Raw genomic sequence first — 5,845 nt, 5'->3', positions numbered from 1 at the left:
CCGGGTCTCCGTGCGCTACGGCCGCCTCAGCGGCCGCGTACTGCTAGTGGGCGTGGCCGTGACCGGCCTCCGGCTCCTCCTCCGCGGGCTTCTCGACGACCAGGGTCTCGGTCGTGAGCAGCAGCGACGCGATGGACGCGGCGTTCTCCAGCGCGGAGCGGGTGACCTTGACCGGGTCGATGACGCCGGCCTTCACCAGGTCGCCGTACTCGCCGGTCGCGGCGTTGAAGCCCTGGCCCTTGTCGAGCTCGGCGACCTTGGAGGTGATGACGTAGCCCTCCAGGCCGGCGTTCTCGGCGATCCAGCGCAGCGGCTCGACGACGGCGCGGCGGACGACGGCGACACCGGTGGCCTCGTCGCCCTCCTTGTCGAGGGAGTTGCCCAGGACCTTCGCGGCGTGCACGAGGGAGGAACCGCCACCGGAGACGATGCCCTCCTCGACCGCGGCGCGGGTCGCGGAGATGGCGTCCTCCAGACGGTGCTTCTTCTCCTTGAGCTCGACCTCGGTGGCCGCGCCCACGCGGATGACGCAGACGCCGCCGGCGAGCTTGGCGAGGCGCTCCTGGAGCTTCTCGCGGTCCCAGTCCGAGTCCGTGGACTCGATCTCGGCCTTGATCTGGTTGACGCGGCCGGCCACGTCGTCGCTGTTGCCGCCGCCGTCGACGATGGTGGTGTCGTCCTTGGTGACGGTCACGCGGCGGGCGGTGCCCAGCACGTCCAGACCGGCCTGGTCGAGCTTGAGGCCGACCTCCTCGGCGATGACGGTCGCACCGGTGAGGGTGGCGATGTCGCCGAGCATGGCCTTGCGGCGGTCGCCGAAGCCGGGGGCCTTGACGGCCACGGCGTTGAACGTGCCGCGGATCTTGTTGACGACGAGGGTGGAGAGCGCCTCGCCCTCGACGTCCTCGGCGATGATCAGCAGCGGCTTGGAGGCGCCGGCCTGGATGACCTTCTCCAGCAGCGGCAGCAGGTCCTGGATCGAACCGATCTTGCCCTGGTGCACCAGGATGTACGGGTCGTCGAGGACGGCCTCCATACGCTCCTGGTCGGAGACCATGTACGGGGACAGGTAGCCCTTGTCGAAGGCCATGCCCTCGGTGAAGTCGAGCTCCAGACCGAAGGTGTTGGACTCCTCGACGGTGATGACACCGTCCTTGCCGACCTTGTCCATCGCCTCGGCGATGAGCTCGCCGACCTGCTTGTCCTGGGCGGACAGGCCGGCGACGGCCGCGATGTCGGCCTTGTCGTCGATCGGGCGGGCGGTCGCGAGGAGTTCCTCGGACACGGCCTTGACCGCGGCGTCGATGCCCTTCTTCAGGGCGGCCGGGGAGGCGCCGGCGGCGACGTTGCGCAGGCCCTCGCGGACCAGCGCCTGGGCCAGCACGGTGGCGGTGGTGGTGCCGTCGCCCGCGATGTCGTTGGTCTTGGTCGCCACCTCCTTCACCAGCTGGGCGCCCAGGTTCTCGTACGGGTCGTCGATCTCGACCTCGCGGGCGATGGTGACGCCGTCGTTGGTGATGGTGGGGGCGCCGAACTTCTTGTCGATGACGACGTTGCGGCCCTTGGGGCCGATCGTCACCTTGACGGTGTCGGCAAGCTTGTTCACGCCGCGCTCAAGGGCGCGACGGGCGTCCTCGTCGAACTTCAGGATCTTCGCCATGAGTTGCTTCAAGTCCTCTCGTTGCGATCCCCGGCCACGCGGCGGTGACCGCTATCGCTCAAACGAACTGCGCCCCGGGCGCCCGGCTTTTCAGACGCGGGGAACCAGGGGCGCAGAACAGGCAAACTTCGGTGAATTACTTCTCGATGATCGCGAGCACGTCGCGAGCCGAGAGGACGAGGTACTCCTCGCCGTTGTACTTCACTTCGGTGCCGCCGTACTTGCTGTAGAGCACGACATCGCCGACGGCGACGTCGAGCGGAAGACGGTTGCCGTCCTCGAAGCGGCCCGGGCCCACGGCCAGGACAGCGCCCTCCTGGGGCTTCTCCTTAGCAGTGTCCGGAATGACCAGGCCAGAGGCCGTGGTCTGTTCGGCGTCGAGCGGCTGGACCACAATGCGGTCCTCAAGCGGCTTGATGGCAACCTTGGAGCTGGCGGTCGTCACGATCCGACCTCCCCCTTCGGAGATCTCACGGGGTTAACTGTCTGAGGTGGCGACCAGGTGTGATCCGTCGTCGCGGGTGCCGGACCTGCCCGTCGCTGTGTTTGGCACTCCCCGGTGGAGAGTGCCAGGTGCGAGACTATGACGCGGTTAGCACTCGGTCAAGCGGAGTGCCAACGCGGCGCAATTCTGCGCATCGCGACCGGGGGGGGGTGCCGAGCGGCTGAGCGCCGCGTCCGACTGGCGGGGGGGGGGCCCCGCCCCCCCCCCCGCCCGCCCCGCGGTGGGGGGGCCCCGCGGCTCCGACATCTGGTGGGGCGGCATCCTGTGGACCTGCACCCCCGCCGGCGACGAGCAGGGCCGGATGACGGCGGAGATCCAGGCCGGCACCTTCGACTCGTACCTCGACCACCGCATCCTGTCCACGGACCTGGTGGCCACCGGCGTCGACCAGTTCGACATCGTGCGGGCGCTGATCGACCACGTCCAGGCGCAGCCGGGCGGCGACATCGGCATCGAGTACGGGCGCGAGCTCTCCGGCGTGCGGCGCGGCCAGTCCTACGCGCGCACCGACGTGGCCCGGGTCCGCGAGCTGGTGGACAAGCTCGCCGCCCTGGAGGACGGCTTCGAGTGGCGGGTGCACTGCTACCGCGACCCGAGCACCGCCCGGCGCGTCAAGCGGCTCCAGCTCGGCCACCCGAAGGTCCGTACCGGCGCCTCCGAGATCGTGCTGGACCGTCCCGGCCCGCTGCTGTCGTACAGCATCCCGACCGACGCGACCGTACAGGCCAACGTCTGGGTCGCGCGGGGCGCGAGCGACAACACCAACCAGGCCCAGGAGTCGGTCCCCACGATGTCCGACGTCAAGGCATTCGCCGCGGACCTGGAGTCCGGCTGGCCCCGCCTGGAGGGCACCTCCGACCACAGTTCGGTCAGCGACAAGCAGACCCTCGACGGCCTGGCCACCGCCGAACTGGCCCGTGCCCACCGGCCCGAGGTCATCCCCGAGGCGACCGTCCGCGTGGACGGCCGCATCACCCCGGCCCTGCTCGGGGCCACGGTCCGGCTGCGCATCCACGACCTGTGGAACCCGGCGGGCTCCGACTCCCGCTACCGGGTCGTCGGCCTGGCCGTGACCCCGCCGGAGCGGGCCAGGGCCGAGACCGCCAAGCTCTACCTCGAAGGGATGTAGATGGCCGCGATACCCACCGACCTGCTGGACCGCATCCGCGCTCTGGAACGGCAGGTACGGGCCCTGATGGGCAGCGCCAACACTCGGCCCGCGATGAACGACGTCCTCGACGGCAACCTGCTGATCGGCGACGACGGCCAGTTCCAGGTCAAGGGCCACGGCGACGACCTCGTCCACATCGGCCAGGTGCGCCCCGACTGGCCCGACGGCACGCGGCAGCGGGGCATGGTCGTACGGCGCGACGACGGCAAGGCCGCGCTGACCGTACGGAGCCAGGCGCCCGACGCCGACGGCCGCCAGCCGGTGCAGGTCTTCGACCACAGCGGCAACGCCGTACTCGCCGACGACGCGAGCGGTTCCGGGCTGGCCCGGCCCTACATCCCGTATCCGCAGCCGACACCGCAGGACGCCGCCCGCTGGGAGTCCACCTCGGCCACCGAGTGGACGACCCTCTACAGCGGCGACGCCGTCGTCCAGCACCCGCGGCTGTACTGCCTGATCGCCATGGAGACCACGGGCGACGGCGGCGAGCTGCGGCTGCTCGTCAACGAGCGCCAGGTCGGACCCACTTCGCAGACGACGCTGCTGTTCACCGAGCCCATCGGGGTGGACTACGACAGCCCCGTCGAATTCCAGATCCAGGCCCGCGCGGCCAACGAGACCAGCAGCGTGCGGTGTTCGCCGCGCGCCCTGTACGGGGTCCAGTCCTGACGCCCTGACGTCCCGACGCCCTGACCTACCGGCGTTCCGACGCTCAGGCCGTATGTCCCGCCGCGCGCTCCGGACCACCGCCATCCGCCAGTCACCAGCAGAGGAGGAGACCTACCTCGTGCTTCCCGAATCCATCCCCACGGTCATCGTCACAGGCCACTACCTGACCCCGGACGGCCGCCCGCTCTCCGGCACCGTGACCTTCGAACCGCCCTCGATGCTCACCCATAGCGCCACCGACGTCATGCTCGGCGGCCCCATCGAGGCGCGGCTCGACGACGACGGGCGGATGCAGGTCACCCTGCCCGCCACCGACACCCCCGGCATGAACCCGGAGAGCTGGGCGTACACCGTCACCGAGCGCCTCAACGGGGTGCCCGGCCGCCGCCCGTACAAGATCCTGCTGCCCGCCGAACGCCCCCGGACCGACCTGGCCGAGATCGCCCCCGCCGACCCGGGCACCCCCGACTACGTACCCGTCGCGGGACCCGTCGGGCCGCCCGGCGCCAAGGGCGCCCCCGGCAGCCGGATCCACACCGGCGACACCCCGCCCGCCGAGAACCTGGGCAGCAGCGGCGACCTGATGCTGCGCACCGACAACGGTGACCTGTGGCAGCGCGGGGAGAACGACTGGGGCAAGCCCGTCGGCAACTTCATGGGCCCCCAGGGCGTGCCCGGCACCGGCAACGTCGACACGGTCAACGGCAAGCCGGGGCCGGACGTCAAGCTGACCGCCGAGGACATCGGCGCCCTGTCCGCCTCCGGCGGCAGCGTCGCCGGCAACGTCGTCATCGAGGGCAACGGCAGCTCGCACGCGCTGGTCGTGCAGTCGGGCCAGTCCTACGTACGCGTCAACAAGGCCGGCGACCTCGAAACGACGAACAACGCCTACCTGTCCGGCAACCTGCGCGTCGGCAGCGGGGCGGGAGCGCTCGCCGGAGCCGCGGGGGCGGTCCAGCTCGCCAACGGGGCGGCCCCGGCCGAAGCCGCCGAGGACGGCGTGTCCCTGTACTCGGCGGGCGGCAAGCTCTTCGTGCAGCGCGCCGACGGCAGCGTGGTCGAGGTCGGCGAGGGCCAGACCGGCCCCCAGGGCCCCCCGGGGCCGCAGGGCCCGGCCGGCGCGGACGGCTCCTCCTCCAACGACTGGGCCCCGGAGGACCTGGGGTTCGTCGCCTGGACCTTCGACCCGGGGCTGGGCGACGGGAAGAGCGCGCTCAACGCGACGTACCCCGGCGACATTCCGGCCAGCGGCCGCATCTACTACGGCGCCGTCGTGCTGCGGAAGGCCACAGCCGTCAAGAACGTCTGCGTGCAGACCCTGGGTTACTCGGGGGGCTCCGGCGGCATCACGGCCGGGTCGTTCGCGGGGATCTACGACGCCTCCGGCAAGCGGCGGGCCCAGACCGCCGACCTGAGCAAGGTCTACCCGGAGACCCACGAGGTGGGCGGCGCGACCTCCTTCATTCCGCTGTCCTCCGCCGTCACCCTCCAGCCCGGCATCTACGTCATCGCACTCCTGCTGACGTACTCCAACTCCGCCAACTCGCCGCGGATCATGACCGGAAACGGGGGCTACGACGTGCCGGGCCGCTTCGGCCGCGCCAACGCCGTCCCGCGCACCGCGCTGTCGCCGACGAAGTCGAACACCTCGCTGCCGGCCTCGGTCAACTGGGCCACCGGCGTCGGCGCCCTCGGCACCCGCTACTGGATGGCGCTCGCCTGACGGACCGTCGCATTCCTCTCGCAGCCGACTGTCCTTTCAGACGGCTGCTTACAACCGACCGACCCTTTCAACGGCCCCGTCCGGGATTCCCGGACGGGGCCTCTCTCTGCCCTGGAG

General features: G+C 71.0%; 5 protein-coding genes. 3 read left to right on the top strand and 2 right to left on the bottom strand.

What is annotated here, in order from left to right; all coding sequences use genetic code 11:
* Nucleotides 1–43: 43 nt before the first annotated feature.
* Nucleotides 44–1,660 carry a chaperonin GroEL gene (gene groL / locus ACFU99_RS30240; RefSeq protein ID WP_384398054.1) on the bottom strand — a complete coding sequence of 539 codons (1,617 nt, stop codon included), beginning with the start codon at nucleotides 1,658–1,660 and terminating at the stop codon, nucleotides 44–46.
* 136 nt (nucleotides 1,661–1,796) lie between these two features.
* The gene (gene groES, locus ACFU99_RS30235) at nucleotides 1,797–2,105 is read right to left on the bottom strand and encodes a co-chaperone GroES (protein WP_363131915.1); all 309 of its coding nucleotides are present in this window, start codon (nucleotides 2,103–2,105) and stop codon (nucleotides 1,797–1,799) included.
* A gap of 280 nt (nucleotides 2,106–2,385) precedes the next feature.
* On the opposite strand from groES, the gene ACFU99_RS30230 reads away from it, so the two are divergent.
* Genes ACFU99_RS30230 through ACFU99_RS30220 form a run of 3 tightly spaced genes read left to right on the top strand, consistent with a single transcriptional unit; the run spans nucleotide 2,386 to nucleotide 5,728 of the window.
* A complete protein-coding gene (locus tag ACFU99_RS30230; RefSeq protein ID WP_384398052.1) occupies nucleotides 2,386–3,294 on the top strand; it encodes a hypothetical protein in 909 nt (302 codons plus the stop codon).
* The gene (locus ACFU99_RS30225) at nucleotides 3,295–4,005 is read left to right on the top strand and encodes a hypothetical protein (RefSeq protein ID WP_384398050.1); all 711 of its coding nucleotides are present in this window, start codon (nucleotides 3,295–3,297) and stop codon (nucleotides 4,003–4,005) included. It abuts the gene before it with no gap.
* 52 nt (nucleotides 4,006–4,057) lie between these two features.
* Entirely contained in the window at nucleotides 4,058–5,728 is a 1,671-nt protein-coding gene (locus ACFU99_RS30220; protein WP_384398048.1) for a hypothetical protein, read from the top strand.
* Nucleotides 5,729–5,845: the final 117 nt, after the last annotated feature.

This window comes from Streptomyces sp. NPDC057654 (assembly GCF_042800135.1).
Taxonomy (GTDB): Bacteria; Actinomycetota; Actinomycetes; order Streptomycetales; family Streptomycetaceae; genus Streptomyces.
This window is presented reverse-complemented; position numbering and strand designations above follow the sequence as displayed.

Excerpts from the sequence above, each read along its gene's own strand:
- groL (WP_384398054.1), bottom strand. The coding sequence starts at position 1,660 with ATGGCGAAGATCCTGAAGTTCGACGAGGACGCCCGTCGCGCCCTTGAG.
- ACFU99_RS30225 (WP_384398050.1), top strand. The coding sequence starts at position 3,295 with ATGGCCGCGATACCCACCGACCTGCTGGACCGCATCCGCGCTCTGGAA.
- ACFU99_RS30220 (WP_384398048.1), top strand. The coding sequence starts at position 4,058 with ATGTCCCGCCGCGCGCTCCGGACCACCGCCATCCGCCAGTCACCAGCA.